This window comes from Bacteroidota bacterium, assembly GCA_016194975.1.
Taxonomy (GTDB): domain Bacteria; phylum Bacteroidota; class Bacteroidia; order Palsa-965; family Palsa-965.
In genome coordinates, this window is record JACQAM010000003.1 from 82,214 (window position 1) to 107,949 (window position 25,736).

Here is a 25,736-nt window from a genome sequence, read left to right on the forward strand (position 1 = left end):
ACACGTTCGATTAGAAGTCGAGCATTACACCTATACGAATGCGGCGCGGGATGCTGTAATTTGATGGATTAGCAACTTTCACTGAATAAAGATCGCGGAATGAAGTGGGGTCATTCTGTGAATTAATAAGCGATTGTGTTTCCGCAGCAGCAAGATAACCGTCGTCAAGCGGGTTTCCTGTGTAGCGATAAATTCCGAGAATATTTTTTGTATTCAGAACATTCAGAACCTGCAGGTATACATTTAGGTTGGCCATTTTCTGTCCTTCCCCGTTCTCATTTCCTCCCCAATGAAGATCAATATTTTTGTCAATGCGGAGGTCAACGCGAATCTGCCATGGAAGTCTTGATCCGTTAATAGATCCTTGCAGTATCTGGCGACTTGCAACGCCGAATTGGGCTTCAGGAGAAACATTCGATTGTTTGGAATAAGGAGTACCTGAGCCAGCACGGAAAACCATATTTGCACCGCAGTTATCGAAAAGCTTCACTGTTTTTCCACCTTTACGTTCCCAAACCGGGCCGTGGTAGTTTGCACCAGAACCAAAACGATAGTCAACGTTAGCAACAATAGAATGACGCTGATCGAAGTCCAGAGGAATAGTAGTACGCAAATTAGGCTGACCCGCAGAAACAAGATTCGCGCCGGAACCTGCTCCTGATCCAGATCCATCAGCGAACTGAAGCGTGTAACTTGCAGTAAGCTGAACTCCTCCGGTACGGCGGAGATCATAAGCAACTGTAAATCCTTTTACCGTTCCGAAGTCGATATTGCCATAAGTAAGATATTTCGCAGGGTATGCATAATTCACCGCAACTGTTTCAATCATATTTCTCATTTCGCGATAGAATGCAGAAAGTGTGATCGCAGAATTCTTACGAGCTGTAAGTGTTTGTGTGAATCCCAATTCGTAATCTGTAGTACGCATTGGTTTCAGGTCAGGATTATTATTGAACAACGCTACTCGATTCGCGATGTAATAATATTCAAGTGGATCCAAACGATAAGCGTCAGTCGGACGTTGTGTGAGCACATCATAGTGCGCAAAGAAATTCGCCTCCTCAGAGATCGGGAATGCAAACGCAATACGCGGCATTACGTTGATCTGAGGTGAGTAATCTTTGAATGCTTTTGAATCGATCTGGGTTTGATTGCAATTCACGAGGATTGGTGATATCTGTCCTGTCTGAGAAGCCTGTGCAATAACTGAAGGATCGGCAACTTCATTTCCATTTCCATCATACCAGGTATCACCATTCCTGAATCCTACTATCGTATTCCAGTTACACGTAGCATCACCATACACAACATAATCATCACCCATATTATCAGGAATACTTGTGCCGGGAAATTCCGATTTGATTTCTGATACTGTTTTTGCTTCATAGAAAAGATACTTGTCCTTAAGAACTTTCTGATTTGCATCAAAACGATCAAAGCGAACACCGACATTAAATTTTAAATCTTTGAAATCGAATTTATCCTGAATATATCCAGCCATATAGATCGGACGGAAAGCAGGTACAGCACGAGTGAAATTCCCATTCGCATCTTTCTGATTGAAGAAATCATCAAAAGATGGATTGCCTTTGCTTCTCTTACCTGTGTAATCGTAACCATAATAAGAAACAATATTATTCCCATCAAGCAACATATCATCAGCACTGAACATATCAAGAGTAAAGAAAGAAGGTGGCAAAGCATCAATATCGATCCAGTCTGTACTGTTCTCCGGCATTCCTAGTTTGGCGCGAAGTGATTTGTCAAAATATTTCTGCTGTGATGCATCATAATAACGATCGTACAGATAAGCATTATAAGTTCCATAATTATACATATGCGGATTTGCAAGATCAAGTTGTGTAAGATGTGCATTTGCCAATTGACGCATCCTGTCCCAAAGACCCGCAGCTGAAAGATCATATCCACGCTCAGCCCGCTGCTCGAATTCGAAACCAACCTGGATAGCGTGATTTTTAATGTCGGCCGAGAAACTGGTTGATACCCTCACTTGCGTATTATCTGTTATATGATATCCGGGATACTGTCGACCTGTATTATACCACAATGAATAAACGTTGCCAGGACGATCACCGTTAAGCAAACCAAGATTTGCTCTCACCTCATCACCATTGACCACGTTGCCGCCAAGATTATCATATACATAAGAAGTATAGTTTGTTTCAAGCGGGTTCAGAGGATCGTGCTGACCATCGTAAGTATAGTCTAGTCCGTTGCTACCATAAGATCCTGTATAGGTATCATAATAATGCGGGTCGAATGTGAGAGCAGAATCGGAATAAGCTGTTTGAATATAACCGAGCGTAGTATCTCCGTTGTAAATAATATTTCCCGGAGCAAAAGTTCGTGTTTTATACTGGTGGAAAGTTCCGATATGACCGTAATCAAAGAACTTGTCTTTATGCGTATCGTCTTCGGTAACTTTTTTATAGCGGGTGTATCCTACCTGCAAAGTATAGTACGCGTTCTTGATGTTGGACGCACTTTTATCAGCTTCAACTCCTGAACTTCCGAAACGCTGAGTGAGTCGCCCGTAAACACGCCAGGTATTTTCATTCACCATTGGATTATTGGTTGGATTGAAAAGAGCGTATTCATAAATATAATCGTGGCGATTATTGTAATCAACAGAACCTCCAAAAGTAAGATTCAGATTTTCTGTTGGTTTGAAATCGATCTTTGCATTCAAACGAAGCGTGCGTGATTCCACATTCTGTCTTGCTTTGATTTTCTGGAGATCATCCATATGCGTGAATTCTGTATTGCGAACAAATCCAGCTCCATTCGGTGCCGGACGCAACGGATTCTCTTCAAGATACCGGAGCGTATCATCGTTCACTTTGTAAGTTCCTATTGCAGATGGATTCGGATCTTTTTCGATCGAACCTTCGCCTGAAAGAATGAATCCGAGAATCGGACGAATGTTATTCGAATCTTTTGTTGAGATGAGAATCGGACCGCCCACACTAAATCCGACAAAATTGTAACCATACTTATCAAGAACTTCAGAGGTGATCAATTCTACTCCACCAAAATATTGCGCTTGTGGGCCACGGGTTGTAATATTTACAATTCCACCGGCAGCATCACCGAATTGTGCGGGAACACCACCTGTAATAACGTTAACCTGTTCAATAGCTGATTGAGGCAGATTCGCACTTCCGATTACACGCTGACCATCTATGAAATAAGCAGTTCCTCCGTCACGCATTCCGCGCATGTTAAGTCCTTTTCCTTCGTCGGCCTGGTAAACTCCCGCAGTGGTAGCCGCAACAGAATTAATATTTTTCGAAGGCATTGCGAGAAATTCTTCGCGCGTAACCGTACTTCCGGATTTTGTATCAGGATCGATCAGTGGTTCTTTATAATCAACAATAACCGCTTCCGTCATTTGAACAGAAGTTGCGTTGAGTTCGAGAGGAGTTTGATCGAAATAAGTTGTTTTAAGATCAGACACGATCACGCCTTTCACTTCCAGCGGCTGGTAACCGGCATATTGAACTTTCACAAGATAAACACCGGCGTTGAGTGGCTTGATCTGAAATTCACCATTCATGTCTGTGGTTGTTCCGCCGGCATTAACGCCATTTGAAGAAACCGTAACTACAGCGAAGGGAATGCCTTCGCGTGTGGCTTTGTCAATGACTTTGCCTTTGATTGCTCCTCCGCTTTGTGCATAAGCGATAGAGACGCTTGCCAGAATGAAAGCAAGAACTACGTAGAATTTTCGCAGCATAGTGGTTCAGTTTCGTGTTGTGTATTGGTCGTGCAAAATTAAAGTCGGTAAATATAGAGAGTTTTATTTCTGTCATGCAAATTTGTTTTTAACAAAAGTTTACATGTCCAAAGCATGCTCAGCAACGCTGAAAATTGTGCTCAGATCAGCAATAAAATTCCATGTTATTCACCGGAAATTTCAGTATGTGAAACCCGCTGCCGGGAGGATGTTGCAGCGGAGACAAAGACCTGTTTGGGATGGGATCTTTGTCGACCGTTACCCGGAATAAATCCGGGACCAGTGAGCCTCGAATGAAAGGAGGACTTCGGGTTATTCGACAATGCGAATAAAGAACGTGATAGTCAAATTTAACGAAAGAATCTGAAGAAGGTTAAACCAAACTTCTCTTTCTTTTTCGCGGCGATAGAAGGGCGATAATTGGTTTACTTTTCAGCACAAGTGGTCAGTGTCAGAGATGGTGAATCCATCGAATCAGAAAAAATTCACTTTTATGTTCATTATTCCGTTGCGCTTCGCGCTGATCGCGTTTCATTCGCCTGCGTGTTTTTTTTGAATTGTATTTTTTATTGTATTCCTTTTTCGCTTTCTCATCTTCCAGTTCCTGTTTTCTGTTTTTCTTCCATTCGCGCTTTGCTTTTTTCTTTTCCAGTTTGCTATCCGGCGCTTTTGCTCCTTCCGAAGTTCCGTTATCAGAGCTTCCTCCTGTTCCTGCATCGGTTTGCGCGTGAATGAAAATTGGCAACAGCAGCCCGGCAACGCAAAGGAAAATTATTCGTCTAATGGAAAACATCTTCATCATTGCAAAATTAACCTTTTCAATGTAAAACGGATTGCCATAATGGAATTGTATCTTTGATAAACCAAAATGAAAAAATATTTCGTCAGCGGCATTTTCCTTTTGTTCTTTTCTGCCTGCCAGAAAGAACACCAGTACGTGCCGAATGTATATGTGAACCTGATCGTTTATGTGAATGACCCGCAGAATATTTCTTTGACCACGGTTGGCGGATGGAAATATTTTTCCGGCGGCAACCGCGGAATTGTGATTTACAGAAAAGGGCAAAGTGAATTCATGGCTTACGACAGGACTTGTCCTTACAAACCTGAAGATCCGTCTTCGGTTGTTGCGGTCGACACTACGAATAATGTGCTGATGAAAGATGTGAGTTGCGGTTCGCAATTTCTGCTGAGTGATGGAAGCAACGTTGCAGGGCACGCAGTAATTCCGCTGAAAATGTATCGGACAACTTTTGACGGAACTACACTTCGGGTGACGAACTGAAAAAGTTTCTCCGGCAAATTCAATTTACCAGAAATAAAAAAAAGACATTCATTGAGAATGTCTTTCCAGTTTTCTGAAGATCTGTTTCTCAATAGCGATAATGATCTGTTTTGAACGGCCCCTGAACCGTTACACCAATGTAATCGGCCTGCTCTTTGGTAAGTGTGTCTAATTCTACACCGATCTTTTTCAAATGAAGTCGTGCTACTTTTTCATCGAGGTGTTTCGGAAGTGTATAAACTTTTTTCTCGTATTTATCAGAATGATTCCAGAGCTCGATCTGCGCAAGGGTCTGGTTCGTGAATGAATTTGACATCACGAAAGAAGGATGCCCGGTTGCACAACCGAGATTCACCAAACGGCCTTCTGCAAGAACGATGATATCTTTTCCGTCGATCGTATATTTATCTACCTGCGGTTTTATTTCATCGCGCGATTTTCCGTAATTCTTATTCAGCCAGGCCATATCGATCTCCGTATCGAAGTGTCCAATGTTACAGACGATCGCATTATGCTTCATCGCTTTGAAATGACGATCAACCACAATGTCTTTATTCCCGGTTGCAGTGACAATGATATCGGCCCGCTTCACTGCATCATCCATTTTTTTCACTTCATATCCATCCATCGCTGCCTGCAGTGCACAGATCGGATCGATCTCCGTCACGATCACGCGCACGCCCTGACTCGAGAGCGATTGCGCGGAACCTTTTCCTACATCGCCATAACCGGCAACGGCTGCAACTTTTCCGGCGAGCATAAGATCGGTAGCACGGCGAATAGCATCAACAAGTGATTCGCGACAGCCGTATTTATTATCGAACTTCGACTTGGTTACCGAATCATTTACATTGATAGCGGGCATCAGCAAAGTTCCGTTCTTCATTCTTTCATACAGGCGATGAACACCGGTAGTTGTTTCTTCAGAAAGTCCTTTGATGCCGGGAGCTAGCTCAGGATATTTATCGAAAACCATATTGGTAAGATCTCCTCCGTCGTCGAGGATCATGTTCAATGGCTTTTTATCTGCACCGAAGAAAAGTGTCTGCTCAATGCACCAGTCGAATTCTTCTGCATTCATTCCTTTCCATGCATAAACGGAAATTCCTGCTGCTGCAATTGCTGCTGCTGCGTGATCCTGCGTAGAAAAAATATTGCAGGATGACCAGGTAACTTCCGCACCGAGTTCAACGAGCGTTTCGATGAGTACTGCTGTCTGGATCGTCATGTGAAGGCAACCCGCAATGCGTGCTCCTTTCAACGGTTTTGAAGAACGGAATTCTTCACGCAGCGACATCAGCCCTGGCATTTCTGCTTCGGCGAGTTTTATTTCTTTTCTTCCCCACTCTGCGAGGGAAATATCTTTCACTTTGTATTTCATTTGCTTTTCAGCGGTTAAGTGGCTCATTGTTTCTTTTTTTGGAATGCAAAGTTACAAAAAAGCAACAAAGGCCGGTTGGCGTTAAAAGTTCGTAACGTCGTGGATGAAATGGAAGAACATTATTGATTTAATTTGCTGCTGAAAATTCCGAACATGCCTCTCATTGATAAACTTTCGCCCGGAAAAAATACTTTGATAGGAATATGGGAAGTGACGGAAAATATCAATGAGTTGGAGCAACTGTATGTGCCCGATGAGCATGAAAAGATGCAGTACGATTCTTTCACTCATGTTTTCCGCAGATCGCAATGGCTTGCTTCGAGGTGCCTGCTTCAGCAACTTCACCCGGGCGGAAAAATAAATTATGATGAGAACGGAAAACCCCGGATGCACAGCGGAACAGATTTTATTTCAATTTCTCATTCCGGAAAAATGATCGCACTCATGATCTCTGATTCTTCCTGTGGAATTGACATTGAACTGATCCGTCCGAAGATCGATCTCATCGCTCACAAATTTCTTTCGGAAGAAGAATTAAAAATTGTGAATGCAGAATCACTAACGGAGCGACTTCATGCTTACTGGTGCATCAAGGAAGCGATCTACAAAATGAATGGAAAAAAATTTATTTCCATGCGAACAGATATTTCAGTTCCGGAAATAAATATTCCTGATCATGGTGAAGTGGTCGCCTCGGTCAGGAATGGAACAACAATCATTTCAGCGAATGTACGGTATGAAATTTTCCGCGAACACATGCTTGCTTATACTCTTCATTCTGCAAAATGACCGTTCTATTTCCTGAAATATTCAAAAAACAATCGCGCAGAAAAAAACTGGCGGTCCTTATTGATCCGGAAAAAACAACTTACCTCGGCGAGATCCTTAATGCGGCCGAAAATTTTCCTCCCGATATTTTTCTGGTGGGCGGTAGTTCTCCGGGAAATAAAAATCTCGATCGGCTGATCAGCTCCATAAAAAAAAGATCAAATATCCCTGTGCTTATCTTCCCGGGAAATCCGGAGCAAATAAGTGAACATGCAGATGGCCTGTTACTTTTGTCAGTGATATCCGGAAGAAATCCCGATCTGCTCATTGGGCAACATGTGAAAGCCGCCATGCATCTGAAGAAAACGGCGATAAAAATATTTCCGACGGGATATATCCTTATTGAAAGCGGGCGCGAAACATCTGTGAATAAATTCAGCAGTACAAAACCCATCAGCAGGAAAGACAATGCCCTCGCGGTGTCAACCGCTGTAGCCGGGGAACAACTCGGAATGAAATTCATTTACCTTGAAGCCGGAAGCGGAGCCAGAAATTCCGTTCCTGAAAAAATGATCACAGCAGTCAAAAAAAATATTTCCATCCCGCTAATCGTTGGCGGAGGAATACGTTCAGCGCCGGAGATGAAAAAAAAATTCGCGGTCGGAGCCGATATTGTCGTCATTGGTAATCATCTGGAAAATTTTCCGGAATCACTTTCTGAATTTGTAAAAGCTGTCCCGAAATAGCGCATGAAACTTCTTTTAATTTCTCCATCCAGAACAACTGAAAAAGAGATCCAGCAGGTCATCTCTTTCTTCGAACACGGGCTACGCGTTTATCACCTGCGCAAGCCCAATATGAGTACGCGCGAGATGAAAGAATACCTGAAGAAAATTCCCGCTGCATTCCACAACCGAATCATTATTCACAGTCATCATAAACTTGCATCGCAATTCAATTTAAAAGGAATTCATCTCACGCGCATACACCTGAAACGGCGCTTCCGTACCTGGTGGCGCCTGCGCACGTTGCTTCTGAAAAAACCTGGACTGGTGGTCACCACAAGTTTTCATAAGATAGGCAGCGTTTATTCCAATGATCAGAATTATCATTATGCATTCCTCGGAACGATCTTCGACAAAGTGAGTGGAAAATATAATGTGGGTTACAGCGAACACAGCCTGCGTGCCGGAATTGAACGTTCAACTAATCCACTCATTGCGCGCGGGGGAACCGCTCTTGAAAATGTGGCGCTCTGCCGTGATCTTGGATTTTCGGGAATGGTTTTTTACAGCGGGATATGGAAAGCGGAAGATCCACTTCAGAAATTATGCGCGATCAAGGATAAATTCAGGGAATTGAATATTGAGGAAGACTAAAAAATATTTTTTTGTTTTTTTTATTATTTCAAACTCCTGTTTTTTTTCTGATCGCCGGTTGTGTATTAAAACAACCAGTTGTTGACCGGCAATGCACTTTGACTTCCTTACACGGGTTTGGCACAGATTGTGACTTTTATGCGGTAGCTGCATTATGAATGCAACCACCCAAACTCCGAAGCACATGAAAACCGCTGCACTTTTCATCCCGGCTATTTTTATTTTCCCTGCTTATTCTTTCGCCCAGAATTCCGGCGTACATGATCCCGGAACAACAGAGAATAATCCCTACCTCTATTGTACAACGTGTGCAGGTTCCATCTGGAATGATGCAGCGAATGTGAATGAAACGGATAACGATTATTCTACTCTCCAACTGGCGCCTTACCTTAATTGTTTCCAGAGCACGTGCTACTGGTCGCGCTATCTCTCTTGTTACAATTTCAATTTTTCCATTCCGCAGAATGCGGTCATTGAAGGAATTGAAATGGACATGAATGGATTTTCCTCTTTGAGTTCAGCCGTTCTCGATTGCACCATCGTGATCCGGAGAAATGCAAATTCTGTTGCCGGAACAAATATGGCTTCGCTGATTTCGTGGAGTACTTCTGATGAAACGCGTCATTACGGTGGAAACGGGGAACTCTGGGGATACAACTGGACACCCGCAGAAATAAATGCTCCTGATTTTGGTGTGAATATTAAACTATACAACCCGACTACTTTTTCTCCGTCGGTAAGTGTCGATCATGTTTCCATGACTGTTACCTATGAAGTTTCTACCGGAATCTATTCACAAACTTCTTCTCCTCATCCGCTGCGTGTGAATGTGAATACGGCGCAGCAAACTATGAATATGTCGTTCGATATTCCGGATGAAAGCAATGCCGTTCATTTTTATGTTTATGATATGAATGGCGCAGAAGTTTTTGCTTCGGTTGCGGAAGGTGTGAACGGCGGAACTTACACGGAAAAAGTAAACACGGAAAATCTCAGCCCGGGAATGTACATCTGCACCGTAGTGGACGGTGATAAAATTTATTCGGAGAAAACGATCATCGGGAATTGATGTTTGAGTTGGGACGGGATTTTTTCCGTTAAGAGACAGAAAAAATATTCTGAATGAATGATCATGCTCTTTCTCCTGCATGGCATCGACCGTTTTTATCACCCCATCGAAATTGAAATAATCAAACGCCGGAACTGTCATAAACTTGTTTCAGGATTACGTTCATTGACAATAATTATATACCCACTTATTTATCTCTGTAATTTTTTTATTTCTTAAAATCTACCGCTATGAAAACAATTACACCAACCCTTATCATCGGAACATTTTTATTGCTGAATGTTCCAGCGTATGCACAAAGTGAAGGACCCATGTATCCTTCTTCGACCGACAACGAACCTTATACTTATTGTTCAGCATGCGCCGGCGCTATCTGGAATAATACCAGCAACATCTCGTCGAGTGACGGACAATTTTCGGATGTTCAACTGCAGCCATTTCTCAATTGTTTCCAGTCTTCCTGTTACCGCTCGCGTTACCTGACGTGTTTTGATTTCGGATTTAATATTCCATGGAATGCGGAAATAAAAGGAATAGAAGTAGATGTAACGGGTTTCTGCAATATGGCTTCCGCAGTTCTTGACTGCACAATCGTATTACGGCAAAACAGCGTTTCACTCAGCGGGAACAACCAGTCCAACTATCTCCCTTGGTCAACCACCAATTCCGAACGCTCGTATGGCGGGCCCAATGAATTATGGGGACTCACCTGGTCACCCGGCGATATTAATTCGCAGGATTTCGGAACCTATATTAAAGTTTACAATCCTACTTTGTCCTCACCCATTATCAGTGTCGATTGTGTTTCCATGACGGTGACCTATGCAATGACCACAGGAATTTATTCGCAGACTTCCTACCCGCGCCCGTTGCGCGTGAGTACAAATCCATTTCTCCATTGCATGAATATTACATTCGATGTTCCGCACGAAAACAATGCGATCCGTTTTTACGTTTATGATCTGAATGGTGCAGAAATTTTTGCCTCGGTAGTAGAAGGAGCGAACGGTGGAACATTCACACAGAAAGTGAATACAGAAAATTTCGAATCCGGCATGTATATCTGCACAGTGATTGACGGAGAAAAAGTTTATTCAGCGAAAACTATTATAGAAAACTGACGTATTAGTTGCGATGAGATTTTTGGGGAAGAAGGAAGTTGGAAGAAGACTGCGTTTTAGTTGTTGAAAAAAAAGAACGAGTCCCTTAATTGAAATAAGTCCATCTTCCATTAAAAAACAAAAAATATTTCCCTTAAGAAAAACAAGAAAGGAGGTAATAAACTATTCCGACAAGAATCAACGGTCAGAACAATGGCAGGGTGGAGAAAAATAAATCGTTGTATTCGGCAGGTATCCACGGATCTTATTCTGCGTTTCATAATTGATGAGGATTACGCGCAGATCAAGTATTTGAAGATTACCGGCAATATCTTTCAGCTCTTCCGGAAAAACAGAAATGTTATTACTCCACAGATCGAGGTATTTCAGTTTTTTCAATTTCCCGATCTGCGGGGGTATCATGGTCAGTTCATTCTGATTGATGTCGAGAATAGTGAGATTGGAAAGATCTCCCAATTCGCGTGGAAGCGATTCGATCTTGTTCCTTGAGAGGTGAAGCACTTGTAAATTTTTCAGTTTTGCAAGTGTGTCGGGAAATTCCTTGATCTTGTTTTTGCTGAGATCAAGATATTGCAGATTAGGAAAACTCCAGATCTCCTTCGGGAATTCGGTATATCCCTGCTTGCGCAACACGAGCTTTACCACTTTATCCGGTTCCTTCATCGCTTCTGCAAGATCCGTGTAGGCGGTCATCGTATCGAGCGTGAGAGAATCCATAAGCGGGATCACCGTTTTCGAAACATCCGCCTGCGCGAATGCGCGCAATGAGAACAAAAGAATAATTGCCGCCGTGAAAAGAATATTTCTGAAAATTCTCATTGTAATATTTCCTTCGCCAGTGCGCGGTCTTTCTCCAATTGAGATTTCAGAGAGGAAAGTCCATCGAATTTTACTTCGTCGCGCATACGTTTTACAAACTCCAAGATAAGCGTTTCCCCGTAAAGATCTCCATTGAAATCAAAGATATTCACTTCCAGCGTCCGCTCCTTTCCATTCACCGTAGGCCGCATTCCTATATTCATCATTCCTTTCATTTCTTCTTTCCCGCGTTTTACTTTCACTGCGTAAACACCATCGGCAGGAACAATTTTAAATACATCACTCACGGAAATATTTGCTGTCGGAAAATCGATACTTCTTCCCGCCATTCTTCCCTTCACCACTGTTCCTCCCAATTTGTAATCATACCCGAGATATTGTGCAGCGAGTTCCACATTCCCGCTCATCAACGCGTTCCTGATCTGCGTAGAACTGATATTTATTTTTTGCGACATGATCACCGGTATCTCTTCTACCTCAAATCCATAAATCGCGCCAGAACTTTTCAATTGAAAAAAACTTCCCTCCCGGTCTTTACCGAAATGATGATCGTGGCCGATCACTAATTTTTTTGTGTGCAATTTTTTCACGAGAATTTCAGCAATGAAATCGTGCGATGTGAGCATGGAAAATTCTCTTGTGAACGGATGAATGATCAGATGGGCGACGCCGGCTTTTTCCAGCAATTCTGTTTTCTCGGCAATCGTAGTCAGCAGCAATTGTTTTCTCTCCGGGAACAAAACCATTCTTGGGTGAGGAAAAAAAGTTAGCAGGACTGTTTCTCCCCCGCACGCATCCGCCAATACACGCATCATGCGTATGATCTCAAGGTGGCCCAGGTGCACTCCGTCGAAAGTTCCGGTGGTCACCACGGCGTTTTTCACTCCGGAGAATTCATCAATGTGATTGTAGCTTTTCATTCAGCGAACAAAGATAATCATGTGCTTATTTCGCAAGGGGAATTCATTTTACGATTCGCGTGCCGATCATGACAATCATCATATCTCTTGCAGAATTCTCCAATTTTATCAACAAGCCGGAATCATGAACAACTAAAAACAACTATTTTTGCGCCGAATTTCAAGAACCATTTATTCTACATCCATGCAAAAAGGAAAAATTGCCCAGGTCATCGGTCCGGTTATCGATGTCAGTTTCTCTGAAGGAGGATCGCTTCCGAATATTCTCGACGCACTCATTGTTACACGAAGCAGTGGACAGAAAATAGTTCTCGAGTGCCAGAAACACATTGGTGAAAATACCATCCGCACAGTAGCAATGGATTCTACCGACGGCCTTGCAAGAGGAATGGAAGTTGTTGCAACCGGTTCACCGATAAAAATGCCGATTGGCAACCAAATCAAAGGACGGCTTTTTAATGTGGTAGGTGAAGCAATCGACGGAATTGGAACGGTCAGCAATGAAAATGGTTATGCCATTCACCGTACTCCACCGAAATTCGAAGATCTTTCCACAGCATCCGAAGTACTTTTCACAGGAATTAAAGTCATCGATCTTATCGAGCCGTATTCCAAAGGAGGAAAGATCGGTTTGTTCGGTGGTGCAGGCGTAGGAAAAACAGTTTTGATCCAGGAACTCATCAATAATATTGCAAAAGGTTATTCCGGTTATTCTGTTTTCGCCGGTGTAGGCGAGCGTACGCGTGAAGGAAATGATCTTCTGCGCGAAATGATCGAAAGCGGAATTGTAAAATACGGCGACGAATTCAACGAGTCGCTTCATAAAGGCGGATGGGATCTTTCTAAAGTGGACAAGAATAAATTGCTCGAATCACAAGCCACTTTTATTTTCGGACAAATGAATGAACCTCCGGGAGCACGTGCACGTGTTGCGCTCTCCGGACTTACACTCGCAGAATATTTCCGCGATGGAGATTCGTCGGGTGGTGGAAAAGATATTCTTTTCTTCATCGATAATATTTTTCGTTTCACCCAAGCCGGATCAGAAGTTTCTGCTCTTCTCGGTCGTATGCCTTCTGCGGTTGGATACCAGCCGACGCTCGCAACTGAAATGGGCGCCATGCAGGAACGCATCACTTCCACTAAGCGAGGTTCCATCACTTCGGTGCAGGCGGTTTATGTTCCTGCTGATGATTTGACAGATCCTGCTCCTGCTACCACATTCGCTCACCTTGATGCAACCACTGTATTGAGCCGCAAAATTGCTGAGCTTGGAATTTATCCCGCGGTTGATCCGCTCGATTCTACTTCGAGAATTCTTACCGCGGCTGTTGTGGGTGAAGCGCATTACGGATGTGCACAGCGCGTGAAAATGCTGCTGCAGCGTTACAAAGAATTACAGGACATCATTGCCATTCTCGGTATGGATGAACTTTCGGAAGAAGATAAACTGGTGGTGCATCGTGCGCGCCGCGTGCAGCGCTTCCTCTCTCAACCCTTCCATGTTGCAGAACAATTCACCGGGCTCAAAGGAGTTTTCGTTCCCATCGAAGATACGATCAAGGGTTTCAACATGATCATGGACGGAGAAGTGGATGAATATCCTGAAGCTGCGTTCAACCTCGTTGGTACAATTGAAAATGCCATTGAGAAAGGAAAGAAAATGATGGCGGAAGCAAACTAGTGATAAGCGATGAGTTACAAATTCGTACAAATTGCTTATCACTCATAACTCTTAACTCAAATGAAACTCGATATCATCACACCTGACAAACAGCTTTTCAGCGGAGAAGTAAAATCTGTGCAGTTGCCAGGCCTTGCCGGAAAATTCGGAGTACTCAATAAACATGCATCAATGATCTCGTCCCTGAAGAAGGGAAAAATCAAAGTGGTGGACACACAGTCACAAACTCAATTCTTCGAGATCAACGGTGGGGTTGCTGAAGTTCATAAGAACAAGATCATCATTCTCGCGGAATAATTTTATTTTTCAGATGATCTCATCTTTTTTTAACAGGAGGCGGGATTTTTTATTGATGCGGATCGAATTCATCTTTCCCGTGCTTGTGCTTTTTCTTTGTGGGTGGTGTTACAGCACAACTTCCTCCTGTGCACGGCGATGAAACAGTGTGAATGATGAGCGGGTGATGAAGATCGGCGCCGAAGCGAATGATCATTCCCGTTTCAACTGAAATTCCATCCGGAGTAAATCCAACCGATGAGATCATTTTGAAAACAGAAGTGGTGATACCGCCGCGCACTTCATAGTGCGGAACTTCATGCCGGGAATAAGTCACTCCCCCACCTATGCCGACAATACTGTACCAGCGGAACATGGCACCAAGCTGTGCAACATATTCTTTTCCATCATACATCGCGTTGGTCTCCGCAAGAATATCCCAATTGTACCCGGCCGGAATAATTCCACCGGCAACAATATTATACCCACGATCCCTATTCACATTCGCAGCAGCTCCGTCAGAAGCAACATTTTTTTTATTCATGGCAGGAATGTGCTGCACCGCAAAACCGGAATAAAATCCTTTCTGGTTCGTCAGAAAAATTCCTCCATCCAGATCAGCAAAAGACATTTTCACAGAATGGGAAACTCCTTCGCCGGAAAATTTCTGCTCCATGTTCACGTACGAGAAACGCATCCCGGCAGAAAAACGCCATTTCTTATTCAGTTTCTGCTCGTACGCATAACGCAGGCTGTAGCCGTTCGCGCGCGAATCATCACCAACAGCATTCGTGTAACTGATGTCCCACGGCCCGTGTAATTTGTTCGGCCCGTCACATCCTACAGCAAAAAAATCGCCGTGAATATTTTTATTTCCGGGCATAAAAATAAAACCGGTTGAAAAAAAAGTACTGCCTTTGCAGTATGGACAAAGCGATGCAGGATTATAAAAAGAACGCTGGTTGAGTCCAAGGCGGTAGAGATGATCATTGCATGCAAACGAAACGAGCATTGCGAATGAAAAGGCGAGTGTAAAAAATGTTTTCATGTTGCGGGGTTTTGCATTTATAACGTGATCTGGAAAAATAGATACACGCTTATGAGAATCTTTTTCCCTGCCGATTGCTTTCTCTTCATTGCACCACACGATTTGAGTAATTTTATGCAGTTATGAACGAATATGATATAGCCATTATTGGTGGCGGCCCGGCCGGATCTTCTGCTGCAACTTATCTTTCAAAGATGGGTTACAACGTTGCAGTTTTCGAAAAAGAAAAATTCCCGCGCGAGCACGTGGGCGAATCGCTCATTCCTTTTTGTTATTACCGCCTTAAAGACATGGGCGTGATCGACGAGGTGAGAAAATTTGCAACAAAAAAACCCGGAATAAATTTCATTGACAAGGATGGCAGGCGCGAATCTGTCTGGTGTTTCGAACGCGTGCTTACCGACGGAGCCGGAATGATCTTTCACACGCCACGTGCTGAGTTCGACAAATGTTTGCTCGATCATTCTGCAAAATGCGGCGCACATATTTTTGAAGAACATCGCGTGTTTGAAGTGAATCTTGAAAATACAAATGAGGTAACGCTTCGGGCTCAGGATATTTCAGGCGAAGAAAAAATTATTCGTGCAAAATTTCTTCTTGATGCCAGCGGACAGTCTTCTTTTCTCGCAAAAAAATTAAACGACAAAACACATTATGCAGGGCTTGATCGTGTAGCTTTTTACCGCCGCTGGGTGAATAACAAATATGATGATTCTCTCAATGCAGGAATGATCAAGATCGTTTATCTCGGCGGAGAAAAGAAAGGTTGGTTCTGGGTGATCCCTATTGGCAGAAATTATCTCAGCATCGGCGTTTCGCTGAATCATGATTATGTGCGTGAGCAGAAAAAAAAGTTTACCGGCGATGACTGGAAAAACAAATTGTATGCGCAGGAACTTTCTGAAGCGGTTTGTCTTCATGATATCCTGCGTGATTCAGTTCCTGAGCACGACACACTTACCATCAGCGATTATTCTTACTTCGCGAAAAAAAAATACGGAAAGAACTGGGCAATGATCGGCGATGCCGGCGCTTTTCTCGACCCTATTTTTTCCAGCGGATTATTCGTGGCAATGGAAACTGCATTCCGTGTTACAAAAGTTGTGGACACGCATCTGAAAAAAGGAATTGACAACGCGCAATTGGAATTCGCAGAAGCGTTCATCGATATTGAAGGAGGTTACCGGCTCATCGAACAATTCGTTCGTTTATTCTATGATCAGGAGTTGATGAAATTTTCTGATACAGGAAGCAGCGACGATGGTTTTCAGAAATTCCTGAATGCCTACGATACTTTTCATTACCTGCTTGCCGGAGATTTTTTTTCGCATTGGAAAAAATATTCCGGATTCCTCGACACGCTCACAAAGGAGCGCAATTTCAACCAGTTCATTCATTATGTGAAATCGCGGGCCGGACAGATCGCGGATAAAGAATATTGCCGCTATTCCTTCGAAGAAATTTACGGACACCTGCCTGAAAAAAGTACCATTGAGAAACAAAATGAAAAAATATCAAAATGAAAACCTTAAGCATATTCATTCCTTCAATCTTTTTTCTCCTGCTTGTGAATTGCTCTGGAAATGTTGCTGGTGAAACTAAAAGTGATTCTGTTCCTGATACAACAAAAGTCGTGGCCACCGGCAAAAAAATTTCCGCCCCGTTGAAAATTACATTCGCCGCTGCTGATGGCATTATTATTTCTGCCGACAGTTATTTCAGCAATGATACTTTGCCGTGGTTACTTCTTTGTCACCAGGCTGGATTCAGTCGCGGTGAATACATCGAGACCGCGCCGAAACTGGCGGAGCTTGGTTACAATTGTCTCGCCATTGATCAACGTTCGGGAAATGAAGTGAACGGCGTGAAAAATGAAACAGCACAACGCGCGAAAGATGCTGGCAGGCCCACTACTTATCTCGATGCAGAACAGGACATCATTGCAGCAATTAATTATCTCTATGAGCAAACAAAAAAACCGGTGATCCTCGTTGGCAGTTCTTACTCCGCAGGATTAGTTCTGAAAATTGCAACGGTGAATCCATTGGTAAAAGCAGTGCTCGCATTTTCTCCCGGGGAATATTACGGCGACAAATTAAATCTTGCAAAAACTGTGAGCACACTCGACAAACCTGTTTTCATCACCTGCTCGCACGACGAAATTCCTGATGTGAGAAAAATTTACGACGCTATTCCATCTCAGCACAAAACTTTTTTCGAGCCGAAGTCGCCGGGTATTCACGCTTCGAGATGTTTGTGGGAAACAACCGATGATTATAAAGAATACTGGGTTGCGGTAAAAGCATTTCTGAAAACCGGAATATGAATCCCGAATTGTGGCGTGAAGACAAAGATCCTTACAGCATCGAATCAATTCCCGTTTATCAGTTTATTGAGTAATGCCAGTACGGCGAGTGATGCTGCGAGCAAAAGTATTCCCGCTGAATAGGCCACCGCTTTTTTCGCTTCACCGGAACCTTCTTCTTTTTCAGGCGGCGCTTCCCTTGCGATTTCTTTCTGCGCTTTCCATCCGAAATAAATGGCAAGAACGTAAAATACAAATGCAAGTCCCGCAAGTAAGATCGCGATTTCCATTAATCCCGTCAACAGCAGGATGAATCCGGCGATAGCGAGCAATTGTGCTATGACGAATGAATAAGCAGCGATACGTGACTTTTTATTCACGTTATCGTTTTTACCGCGTGGAATATTCTTCAGCACAGAAAAATGCGACCTGATTTTCTTTCGCTGCAATAGCACCGCAACTGATTTTATTTTTCCGGAAATACCCGCGTTCTTTAAAGTATCTTTTTGCTTGGCAGAAAAACGACTTTGTTCTGCACTTTTTCTATCCGCCGTTGAAATGAAATGCTTGTCCTTACTTCTTCCTGGCAAATTGTTTTCACGCGACTTTCCCCTCTCATCAAAATAATATCCAGGCCGGTAATGTCTTTTTTCAGGATGAAAATACGATGAGCATGAAACAAATAAAATTGCCGGAATGAAAAATGATAATCTATTCTTCATGAATTTTATCGCCATGATAAAAATTATTTCACGACCAGACTGATCCCATTAATTTTTCTCACGATAGTATCTTCCGAAGGCGCACGCATTTTCACTTTTACATTACTGAAAATTAAACGGTCGCCCTGTTCCAATAGCGTGAGTTGTTTTGACATTTCATCGGTGAACTCTGGCCCGGAAGCTTTCATGTCTTTGAATTTTTCGTCATGAAAAACGGAAAGATCATAACTGACAATATTAAAACCACAATCGAAATCAAAATTCACCATCTTCGCAAAAACTCCCTTCTGAGAAACAAGTTCTTTCGGAAAAATGGAATCGTCCTGCAAATGGGAACCGACACAAAACTTCGGATCAGGAACTTTCTTTGTTCTGAATTTGATCACGCCGGAGAAAATAATAGTTGAATATTTTTTCATGTTTTTGTTTTAAAAAATTATTCTCAGCGGCGGCCAGCAACTTACCGTTGGAATTTCCGGAAGAATATCACCGGGATAAGTACAATCTTCATTTACTTCCTGGTTCAAATCACAGGCGTTCTGCTGATTATTCATATTCTGGAATCTTGAAAGCGATCCGTCTTCGCAATAATATTTCCAGCAATCAACCGGTTTGCCGTTTTTGTAGAATTCAATTCTGTTCAGTTTTCCCCGCCCGAGCGAGTCATTCGGGCGGGCATCAGGGTAATAATATTCTGCCGAACCTTCCTCGTTCCCGTGTTTATCATAAATAATTCTTGAACGCAATTTGCCGTCCGGATAATATTCCACAAGCGAATCGACCGGGGAACTTTTCCAGGTGCGCTTCATCCAGGGCAAATGATATTTCGGATCCCAGTATTTATTAGAACCAATTCCCAACTTCGTTTTTTGCCAGTCAGATTTAATGATGTAATGCGCCTGCGCTTTCAGTTTTCCCCGCCCGACCGAGTCATTCGGGCTGGTATTTTCATAATACCAGCGCCAGGTTCCGCTGTTCATGTGCATGAAATATTGTCCCTGCGAAAGCAATTGTCCGTTCTCATAATATGTTTTCCACAAACCAACTTTATATCCTTCCTCATTATATCCTTCCGAATATTCTTTCCCGCTTTCGTAATAGAATTTCCATAATCCATCCATTTCACCTTTTTTAAAATTTCCGTGAGCGCGCGGATTTCCATTCGCATAATATTCGTTCCACAAGCCCACCCTGTTTCCTTTTGAATAAACACCACTACATTTTATTTTTCCGCCCGGGTAAGTTTCAAGATATTTTCCTTCGAAGAGATCGGTGCCAAGAATTTGTATCCACACACTGACCGAAGAATCGGCATCAAAATCGAAATGGTATTTTGTTCCATCGAAGATCGTATCGCGCTTGCGAAGAAAAAAATACAATGTTTGCTGCTGCCCTTCTTTCACCACCACGCGGATCGTTGCGTAGCCATTGCGCTCGACCTGCAGTGAATCGCCATACAAAGCAGCAACATGGTAATAACCGGAATCGTCGGTAACTCCTCCACGTTCATCATTCCGATAACGAACTGAATCCGGAAAATGATCGGCAAAGAAAACACCCGCATACTTCATTGGCTTCCTGGTTTCAGCATCATATACTTTTCCCGAAACGACGGTGGGTTGTGCAAAAACACAACCTATACAAAACAGGAATAGAATTAAGGTAAAATATAACTTTTCCGGAATGCGGTCAACAGCCATGCTATAAAGATAATGCACCGCGATCAGAATCGAAATGGCATGAATGAAGCCCGGTACCAGCCAAACAGGATATCGAATATTCTCAATGGTTGGTGCCTTTAATAAGATATCCGGCAGAAAGACTTACCCGGTGTTCCGGTGTTCATCATTCCTTGTTTCTATTTTTATATCTTTCGAGGAGAAACCATTCTATGCCGAAAAGAATTTCACCTTATTTTTTTCTTCTTCTCTTTTTTCTTCCTGTTTTTTCCTTCGCTCAACATTACAACCTGAAAAATTATTCTATTGAAGATGGACTTCCACAATCGCAGGTGATGAAGATCATACAGGACAGCCGCGGTTACCTGTGGCTGTGTACTGATGGCGGAGGAGCTGCGCGTTTTGATGGAAAAAAATTCGAAGTATTCAATGTAGAGAACGGAATGGCAGACAATCGTGTGAATACAGTTTATGAAGACCGGAAAGGCAATATCTGGTTCGGCACTTTCAGCGGCCTTACCCGGTGGGATGGAAATAAAATGGAGATCTTCTTCAACAAAATAAATGCGAATGCAAATTCGATTAACGCAATCTGCGAAGATGCATCCGGTTTATTGTGGCTGGGTTCAGATAAAGAAGGAGTGTGGACATTTGACGGAAAAAATTTCAAAAAAATTTCACTCACACTTGGCAATGGAACTCCTTTCAACGACGGAATAAAATCAATCCTCTGTACGCGTGATGGAACGATATGGATAGCGAGCGACGGTGCAGTATTTTCAAGTAAAAATGATTCACTGATCTCTTACCAGCAGCCCCGCTATGATATTTGTTCGAATGGCGCATGGTCGCTTTGCGAAGATCATTTCAATAATATCTGGATCGGTTCTTATGGAAATTTTTCGTGCAAATACAACAAGAAAAAAAATTCATGGCAGCATATTGAAAGCAGTTACGGCCTTTCGAATGGTTTGATCCTGAATATGACTGAAGATCGTCAGCGCCATTTGTGGGTGTGCACGGATGGAGGAGGAATTTACCAGTTTGATAATTCAAAAGAAGATACGCTCACGCTTCTGCAAAACATCACTGAAAAAAACGGACTTCCCAATGATCGCGTTCGCTGCATCATGCAGGACAAAGAAGGAAATATGTGGATAGGCAGTGACCAGGGATTAACGCGCTATGATCTCGGTGCATTCACAACTTACGACCGGAAAGACGGGCTGAATAATTCTTATGTGCTGAATATTTTTGAAGACAGTAAAAATAATTTGTGGTTCGGATCACAGCGTGGCGTAAATGTTTTTGATGGAACCTCTTTCAGTGATTATGCTGTTGACGGAAAACCGGTGAGTAATTATGTGTGGAAAATTTTCGAGGATCGCGATCATACTATCTGGCTGGGAACATATTTGGGCGGAGCCATTAAATGCGATGGAAAAAAATCCACTGTTTACACGAATGATCATGGTTTGCCCAATAGTGCGATCTTCGACATCAACCAGGACCACGATGGAAATATATGGCTGGGTACTGATTATGGGATCGCATTTTTCTGGAAGGATTCCCTGTTCTATTATAATTCGGTAAACGGGCTGAACAATTGCCGCGTGCGATCGATCTTCATTGACAAAAAAGGAATTGTCTGGATCGGCACACGTAATGGTGTTCTTCAATTTACACCAACAGGAAAAAAACCACTTGCCACTGATTTCAAACAAATAAAAATAAATGACAAGGTGGATAAAAGTGTGGTGCACTCCATTACCGGCGATGACAATGGAAATATCTGGTTCACCACTTATGGATACGGCATCATTCGTTATGATCCGGCCACCGGAAAAAGTGTGGAGCTGGAAACGAAAGACGGATTAAGCCACAACACTGTTCTGTCGATAGTGAAAGACGGAAAATATTTCTGGATCGGAACCGTGAACGGGATCAATAAATTCAACGTTGTGTTGTTTGATTCCACCGGTGAAAAATCTTTTCAGCATTTCGGAAAAGCAGAAGGATTCAACGGCGTGGAATGCACACAGAATTCTGCATTCAGGGACAGTAAGGGAAATATCTGGTTCGGAACCGGAAGCGGCGCAATAAAATACGATGCGCGTTATGAAACGCACAATGCGATTGAACCGGCAACACACATAACGGGCATGCGATTGTTCTATGAAAAAACAGACTGGAGTAAATTCGCTGACAGCGTTGACCATTCTACCGGTATGCCTTTTGATCTTACACTGGGCTATGATCAGAATCACATCACTTTCGATTTTATAGGAATCAGTCTCACATCACCGGAAAAAGTTCAGTACCGTTACAAACTCGAAGGACTCGACAAAGACTGGTCGCCTCCTACTACCGAAACTTTTGCATCGTATCCCGGATTACCACCCGGCGATTACACTTTTTATGTGAAGGCCTGCAACAACGAAGGCGTGTGGAATAAAGTTCCGCAATCATTTTCTTTTTCTGTCGACCCGCCTTTCTATAAAACAAAAGTATTTTATGGCTTCTGCATTTTACTTTTACTGAGTGGCGGTTTGGGATACAGCCGCGTGCGTACGCGCAGTTTGCGCAATGCAAAAAAACGGTTGGAAAAACAAGTACGTGCGCGAACGGCGGAGTTGCACGAAAAAAATATTACGCTCGAAAATCAGAAGACCGTCATTGAAGAAAAAAATAAAGACATTACCGATAGCATTACGTACGCGAGGAAAATACAATTGTCGGTTCTTCCTCCGGAAGATCTTGTCACAAAACTTTTTCCTGAATCCTTCATTCTTTTCAAACCGCGCGATATTGTGAGCGGCGATTTTTACTGGGTGGGAGAACGCGATAAATTGAAATTCTTTTCAGTAACGGATTGCACCGGCCACGGCGTTCCCGGCGGATTCATGAGTATGCTCGGGATCACTTTGCTCAATGAAATTCTCGCTGAAAAAAATATTATTTCTCCCGGGCTCATGCTCGATGAATTGCGCGAACAGGTGATACAGGCGCTTAACCGCTCGCGCAAGGAAGGCGAAATGCCTGCACGCGATGGAATGGACATTTCACTCTGCTGCATTGATGAAAAAAATAAAAAACTGCATTACGCAGGAGCCAACAATCCTGTTTATATAGTTCGCGGAAAAGAACTGATCGAACTTGCCCCGGATAAACAACCGGTGGGCGCGCACGAAAGAATAAAACCATTCACGCTTCAAACAGTCGGCCTTTCCACCGGCGATATTATTATTTCTGCTTCAGATGGCTTTCCCGACCAATTCAACTCGGAGACAGGAAAAAAATTCTCCTATCGTAAATTCCGGGAAACACTTTTACTCGGTGCCGGATTACCGATACGCGATTTCGGAAAAATGCTGGAAAAGGAATTTGACGAATGGAAAGGCGATGAACCGCAGATCGACGATGTGTGCGTGATGGGAGTGAAGGTTTAAGGTTAATGCAATAGGTTTTTCATTTTGGATTTTCCATTTGGGATTTGGAATTTTTTAAGTTTGATAATATTGCCACGGATTTTCACAGATTATGCACAGATTTTTTTCAGAGAATTATGCGCTTGAATTTAAGAGAGTACTCGCCGAAATTCATTATCAACCCGATTTTACATTTCGATACTGCGAGATAATTTATTGTTTGTTTTAAATCTTCATTTGAAATTCCATTCTGCGCTTTTATTTCAAGTATCACCGAATTTTCAATGACAAAATCCGAGAAAAAATAATGGGGAAGAATAATTCCCTTATAGGTCACATCATACTTTTTCTCCCTCTCAAAATTAATCCCGCTCATTTTGAATTCCCGTTCAATCGCATCTTTGTAAACGATCTCAAGAAACCCGTGACCGAGATTTCTGTGAACTTCCATGCATAATCCAATGGCCTTGCTGTAATTTCTGATTCCGGATAAAACGTTTTATCAAAACGCTTTTTTTCTTTTTCCATATTAATCTGTGTATAATCTGTGAAAATCCGTGGCAATATTTTCCCCATCGCCACTAATAAATTTGTTAGTAAATCACCCCGCCCAATTCTCTCTATCTAAACTTCGGTACTGAATAGCTTCTGCAATATGATTCGAAAGAATTTTTTCTGATTCATCCAGGTCGGCGATCGTTCTCGATACTTTCAGGATGCGATCATACGCACGCGCGGAGAGCCCGATTTTTTCCATTGCAGTTTTCAGCAACTGAATGCTCACTTCATCGATCACACAAACTTCCCGCAGCAAACTCGCGCCCATCTGCGCATTCGAATAAATATTTTCCTGCTTTTCAAATCGCGCCAGTTGCCTGTTCCGCGCACGCACCACACGCGCACGCACATCGGAACTGCGCTCGGAATTTTTACGATCAATGAGTTCTCCGAATCCAACCGGCGTAACTTCAATATGAATATCGATCCGGTCGAGCAGCGGGCCCGACAAACGATTGAGATATTTCTGTATACCACCGGGCGGACACACACAATCGTATTCCGGCAATTCATTGAGAAACAAAACTCCATTGTGTGCAAGAGAAATTTCGCCGGGCATGGGAATTCCGCCACCGCCTACAAGCGCCACATCGGAAATCGTATGATGCGGCGCGCGGAAAGGCCGTTGCGTAATAAGCCCTGAATTCTTCATCGTCTTTCCGGCGACCGAATGAATTTTCGTTGTCTCGAGCGATTCGCGCAAAGTCATTGGCGGAAGAATGCCAGGCAATCTTTTTGCGAGCATAGTTTTTCCTGCGCCGGGTGGGCCCACCATGAGAAGATTATGTCCGCCAGCCGCTGCGATCTCGAGTGCGCGTTTAATATTTTCCTGTCCTTTTACATCCGAAAAATCAGAATCGGTGAGAATTTCGGCAGCAGCAAATTCTTTGTCAAGATCAAGTTTCATGGGCTTGAATTCCCTTTTTCCTTCGAAGAAAGCACACACTTCACTGAGGTGTTCCATGGCATAAACATCGATCCCGTTCACTACGGCAGCTTCGCGCGCATTTTCCTTTGGAAGGATCAATCCTTTGAATCCCTCTTCTTTCGCATGAATGGAAATGGGTAATGCGCCACGCACCGGTCGGAGAATTCCATCAAGCGCCAATTCTCCCATGATCACAAATTCTTCCGGGTTGATTTCGTCAATGAGTTGTCCGGATGCAGAAAGGATTCCAATTGCAATAGGAAGATCATAAGCAGAACCTTCTTTGCGGATATCGGCCGGGGCAAGATTCACTGTAATTTTTTTTCCGGGAATTTTAAAACCATTATTGTTGAGCGCTGCATCAATTCGCTGCTGGCTTTCACGAATGGCGCTGTCGGCAAGCCCTACAATATGGTAATTGATACCGGTGTCAATATTGACCTCAATGGTTACTGTCTTTGCATTAATGCCGGAAACGGCACAACCGAACATTTTTACGAGTGGCATGGCTTTTCATTTTACAATTAAAATTTTTCAAATTCATTAACGATATGATTCTTACAAATAATAGAAGTGCAGCAAAGGAATTCTCTTTTTTCCGGATCGCCA

22 protein-coding genes are annotated in these 25,736 nt (G+C 43.0%); 11 read left to right on the forward strand and 11 right to left on the reverse strand.

The window, feature by feature from the left end; translation table 11 throughout:
- Window positions 1–10: 10 nt before the first annotated feature.
- Together HY064_01055 and HY064_01060 are read right to left on the reverse strand one after the other, a co-directional pair.
- A complete protein-coding gene (locus HY064_01055) occupies window positions 11–3,757 on the reverse strand; it encodes a TonB-dependent receptor (GenBank protein MBI3509221.1) in 3,747 nt (1,248 codons plus the stop codon).
- 451 nt (window positions 3,758–4,208) lie between these two features.
- Window positions 4,209–4,550 (reverse strand): hypothetical protein, encoded by a 342-nt coding sequence (locus HY064_01060; protein MBI3509222.1) that lies wholly within the window; start codon window positions 4,548–4,550, stop codon window positions 4,209–4,211.
- 75 nt (window positions 4,551–4,625) lie between these two features.
- Between HY064_01060 and HY064_01065 the strand changes: the two genes are divergently transcribed.
- Window positions 4,626–5,042, forward strand: coding sequence for a hypothetical protein (locus HY064_01065; protein ID MBI3509223.1), 417 nt, complete (start codon window positions 4,626–4,628; stop codon window positions 5,040–5,042).
- 88 nt (window positions 5,043–5,130) lie between these two features.
- Here HY064_01065 and HY064_01070 read toward each other — a convergent pair whose 3' ends face one another.
- A complete protein-coding gene (locus HY064_01070) occupies window positions 5,131–6,450 on the reverse strand; it encodes an adenosylhomocysteinase (protein ID MBI3509224.1) in 1,320 nt (439 codons plus the stop codon).
- Between the two features lie 126 nt (window positions 6,451–6,576).
- On the opposite strand from HY064_01070, the gene HY064_01075 reads away from it, so the two are divergent.
- The 5 genes from HY064_01075 to HY064_01095 all read left to right on the forward strand — a co-directional run bounded on the left by HY064_01075 (window position 6,577) and on the right by HY064_01095 (window position 10,760).
- Window positions 6,577–7,212: a 4'-phosphopantetheinyl transferase superfamily protein gene (locus HY064_01075; GenBank protein MBI3509225.1), complete on the forward strand. Its 636-nt coding sequence runs from the start codon at window positions 6,577–6,579 to the stop codon at window positions 7,210–7,212.
- Window positions 7,209–7,937: a geranylgeranylglyceryl/heptaprenylglyceryl phosphate synthase gene (locus HY064_01080; GenBank protein ID MBI3509226.1), complete on the forward strand. Its 729-nt coding sequence runs from the start codon at window positions 7,209–7,211 to the stop codon at window positions 7,935–7,937. Before HY064_01075 ends, HY064_01080 begins: the two co-directional genes overlap by 4 nt.
- Window positions 7,938–7,940: 3 nt before the next feature.
- Window positions 7,941–8,570 (forward strand): thiamine phosphate synthase, encoded by a 630-nt coding sequence (locus HY064_01085; protein MBI3509227.1) that lies wholly within the window; start codon window positions 7,941–7,943, stop codon window positions 8,568–8,570.
- Between the two features lie 184 nt (window positions 8,571–8,754).
- Window positions 8,755–9,639: a T9SS type A sorting domain-containing protein gene (locus HY064_01090; GenBank protein ID MBI3509228.1), complete on the forward strand. Its 885-nt coding sequence runs from the start codon at window positions 8,755–8,757 to the stop codon at window positions 9,637–9,639.
- Between the two features lie 230 nt (window positions 9,640–9,869).
- Window positions 9,870–10,760, forward strand: coding sequence for a T9SS type A sorting domain-containing protein (locus HY064_01095; GenBank protein MBI3509229.1), 891 nt, complete (start codon window positions 9,870–9,872; stop codon window positions 10,758–10,760).
- A gap of 177 nt (window positions 10,761–10,937) precedes the next feature.
- Here the strand turns inward: HY064_01095 and HY064_01100 are convergent, their stop codons facing one another.
- Complete coding sequence (locus tag HY064_01100) at window positions 10,938–11,579, reverse strand: leucine-rich repeat domain-containing protein (GenBank protein MBI3509230.1); 642 nt, start codon at window positions 11,577–11,579, stop codon at window positions 10,938–10,940.
- On the reverse strand, window positions 11,576–12,499 hold the full coding sequence (locus HY064_01105) for a bifunctional riboflavin kinase/FAD synthetase (protein MBI3509231.1): 924 nt from the start codon (window positions 12,497–12,499) through the stop codon (window positions 11,576–11,578). The genes HY064_01100 and HY064_01105 overlap by 4 nt, the downstream gene beginning before the upstream one ends.
- 184 nt (window positions 12,500–12,683) lie before the next feature.
- Here HY064_01105 and HY064_01110 point away from each other — a divergent pair, with 184 nt between their 5' ends.
- Both HY064_01110 and atpC read left to right on the forward strand, forming a co-directional pair.
- Window positions 12,684–14,183, forward strand: coding sequence for a F0F1 ATP synthase subunit beta (locus HY064_01110; protein ID MBI3509232.1), 1,500 nt, complete (start codon window positions 12,684–12,686; stop codon window positions 14,181–14,183).
- Between the two features lie 60 nt (window positions 14,184–14,243).
- Window positions 14,244–14,480 carry an ATP synthase F1 subunit epsilon gene (gene atpC, locus HY064_01115; GenBank protein ID MBI3509233.1) on the forward strand — a complete coding sequence of 79 codons (237 nt, stop codon included), beginning with the start codon at window positions 14,244–14,246 and terminating at the stop codon, window positions 14,478–14,480.
- Between the two features lie 49 nt (window positions 14,481–14,529).
- On the opposite strand, the gene HY064_01120 is transcribed toward atpC, so the two are convergent.
- A complete protein-coding gene (locus HY064_01120) occupies window positions 14,530–15,507 on the reverse strand; it encodes a type IX secretion system membrane protein PorP/SprF (protein MBI3509234.1) in 978 nt (325 codons plus the stop codon).
- Window positions 15,508–15,629: 122 nt separating this feature from the next.
- On the opposite strand from HY064_01120, the gene HY064_01125 reads away from it, so the two are divergent.
- Together HY064_01125 and HY064_01130 are read left to right on the forward strand one after the other, a co-directional pair.
- Window positions 15,630–17,030, forward strand: a complete 1,401-nt coding sequence (locus tag HY064_01125; protein ID MBI3509235.1) for a tryptophan 7-halogenase — start codon at window positions 15,630–15,632, stop codon at window positions 17,028–17,030.
- On the forward strand, window positions 17,027–17,833 hold the full coding sequence (locus tag HY064_01130; GenBank protein MBI3509236.1) for a dienelactone hydrolase family protein: 807 nt from the start codon (window positions 17,027–17,029) through the stop codon (window positions 17,831–17,833). The genes HY064_01125 and HY064_01130 overlap by 4 nt, the downstream gene beginning before the upstream one ends.
- A 44-nt stretch (window positions 17,834–17,877) precedes the next feature.
- Here HY064_01130 and HY064_01135 read toward each other — a convergent pair whose 3' ends face one another.
- The 3 genes from HY064_01135 to HY064_01145 form a co-directional block, all read right to left on the reverse strand.
- A complete protein-coding gene (locus HY064_01135) occupies window positions 17,878–18,192 on the reverse strand; it encodes a hypothetical protein (GenBank protein MBI3509237.1) in 315 nt (104 codons plus the stop codon).
- Window positions 18,193–18,557: 365 nt separating this feature from the next.
- The gene (locus tag HY064_01140) at window positions 18,558–18,953 is read right to left on the reverse strand and encodes a hypothetical protein (protein ID MBI3509238.1); all 396 of its coding nucleotides are present in this window, start codon (window positions 18,951–18,953) and stop codon (window positions 18,558–18,560) included.
- Between the two features lie 9 nt (window positions 18,954–18,962).
- Window positions 18,963–20,234, reverse strand: coding sequence for a hypothetical protein (locus tag HY064_01145; protein MBI3509239.1), 1,272 nt, complete (start codon window positions 20,232–20,234; stop codon window positions 18,963–18,965).
- A 191-nt stretch (window positions 20,235–20,425) separates the two neighbouring features.
- On the opposite strand from HY064_01145, the gene HY064_01150 reads away from it, so the two are divergent.
- Complete coding sequence (locus HY064_01150) at window positions 20,426–23,662, forward strand: SpoIIE family protein phosphatase (protein MBI3509240.1); 3,237 nt, start codon at window positions 20,426–20,428, stop codon at window positions 23,660–23,662.
- A gap of 106 nt (window positions 23,663–23,768) precedes the next feature.
- On the opposite strand, the gene HY064_01155 is transcribed toward HY064_01150, so the two are convergent.
- Together HY064_01155 and HY064_01160 are read right to left on the reverse strand one after the other, a co-directional pair.
- Entirely contained in the window at window positions 23,769–24,092 is a 324-nt protein-coding gene (locus HY064_01155) for a GxxExxY protein (GenBank protein MBI3509241.1), read from the reverse strand.
- A gap of 150 nt (window positions 24,093–24,242) precedes the next feature.
- On the reverse strand, window positions 24,243–25,634 hold the full coding sequence (locus HY064_01160) for a YifB family Mg chelatase-like AAA ATPase (GenBank protein ID MBI3509242.1): 1,392 nt from the start codon (window positions 25,632–25,634) through the stop codon (window positions 24,243–24,245).
- Window positions 25,635–25,736: the final 102 nt, after the last annotated feature.

Coding starts and splice junctions, on each gene's coding strand:
- HY064_01055 (MBI3509221.1), bottom strand. CDS start 3,757: ATGCTGCGAAAATTCTACGTAGTTCTTGCTTTCATTCTGGCAAGCGTC.
- HY064_01060 (MBI3509222.1), bottom strand. CDS start 4,550: ATGTTTTCCATTAGACGAATAATTTTCCTTTGCGTTGCCGGGCTGCTG.
- HY064_01065 (MBI3509223.1), top strand. CDS start 4,626: ATGAAAAAATATTTCGTCAGCGGCATTTTCCTTTTGTTCTTTTCTGCC.
- HY064_01070 (MBI3509224.1), bottom strand. CDS start 6,450: ATGAGCCACTTAACCGCTGAAAAGCAAATGAAATACAAAGTGAAAGAT.
- HY064_01075 (MBI3509225.1), top strand. CDS start 6,577: ATGCCTCTCATTGATAAACTTTCGCCCGGAAAAAATACTTTGATAGGA.
- HY064_01080 (MBI3509226.1), top strand. CDS start 7,209: ATGACCGTTCTATTTCCTGAAATATTCAAAAAACAATCGCGCAGAAAA.
- HY064_01085 (MBI3509227.1), top strand. CDS start 7,941: ATGAAACTTCTTTTAATTTCTCCATCCAGAACAACTGAAAAAGAGATC.
- HY064_01090 (MBI3509228.1), top strand. CDS start 8,755: ATGAAAACCGCTGCACTTTTCATCCCGGCTATTTTTATTTTCCCTGCT.
- HY064_01095 (MBI3509229.1), top strand. CDS start 9,870: ATGAAAACAATTACACCAACCCTTATCATCGGAACATTTTTATTGCTG.
- HY064_01100 (MBI3509230.1), bottom strand. CDS start 11,579: ATGAGAATTTTCAGAAATATTCTTTTCACGGCGGCAATTATTCTTTTG.
- HY064_01105 (MBI3509231.1), bottom strand. CDS start 12,499: ATGAAAAGCTACAATCACATTGATGAATTCTCCGGAGTGAAAAACGCC.
- HY064_01110 (MBI3509232.1), top strand. CDS start 12,684: ATGCAAAAAGGAAAAATTGCCCAGGTCATCGGTCCGGTTATCGATGTC.
- atpC (MBI3509233.1), top strand. CDS start 14,244: ATGAAACTCGATATCATCACACCTGACAAACAGCTTTTCAGCGGAGAA.
- HY064_01120 (MBI3509234.1), bottom strand. CDS start 15,507: ATGAAAACATTTTTTACACTCGCCTTTTCATTCGCAATGCTCGTTTCG.
- HY064_01125 (MBI3509235.1), top strand. CDS start 15,630: ATGAACGAATATGATATAGCCATTATTGGTGGCGGCCCGGCCGGATCT.
- HY064_01130 (MBI3509236.1), top strand. CDS start 17,027: ATGAAAACCTTAAGCATATTCATTCCTTCAATCTTTTTTCTCCTGCTT.
- HY064_01140 (MBI3509238.1), bottom strand. CDS start 18,953: ATGAAAAAATATTCAACTATTATTTTCTCCGGCGTGATCAAATTCAGA.
- HY064_01145 (MBI3509239.1), bottom strand. CDS start 20,234: ATGGCTGTTGACCGCATTCCGGAAAAGTTATATTTTACCTTAATTCTA.
- HY064_01150 (MBI3509240.1), top strand. CDS start 20,426: ATGCCGAAAAGAATTTCACCTTATTTTTTTCTTCTTCTCTTTTTTCTT.
- HY064_01155 (MBI3509241.1), bottom strand. CDS start 24,092: ATGGAAGTTCACAGAAATCTCGGTCACGGGTTTCTTGAGATCGTTTAC.
- HY064_01160 (MBI3509242.1), bottom strand. CDS start 25,634: ATGCCACTCGTAAAAATGTTCGGTTGTGCCGTTTCCGGCATTAATGCA.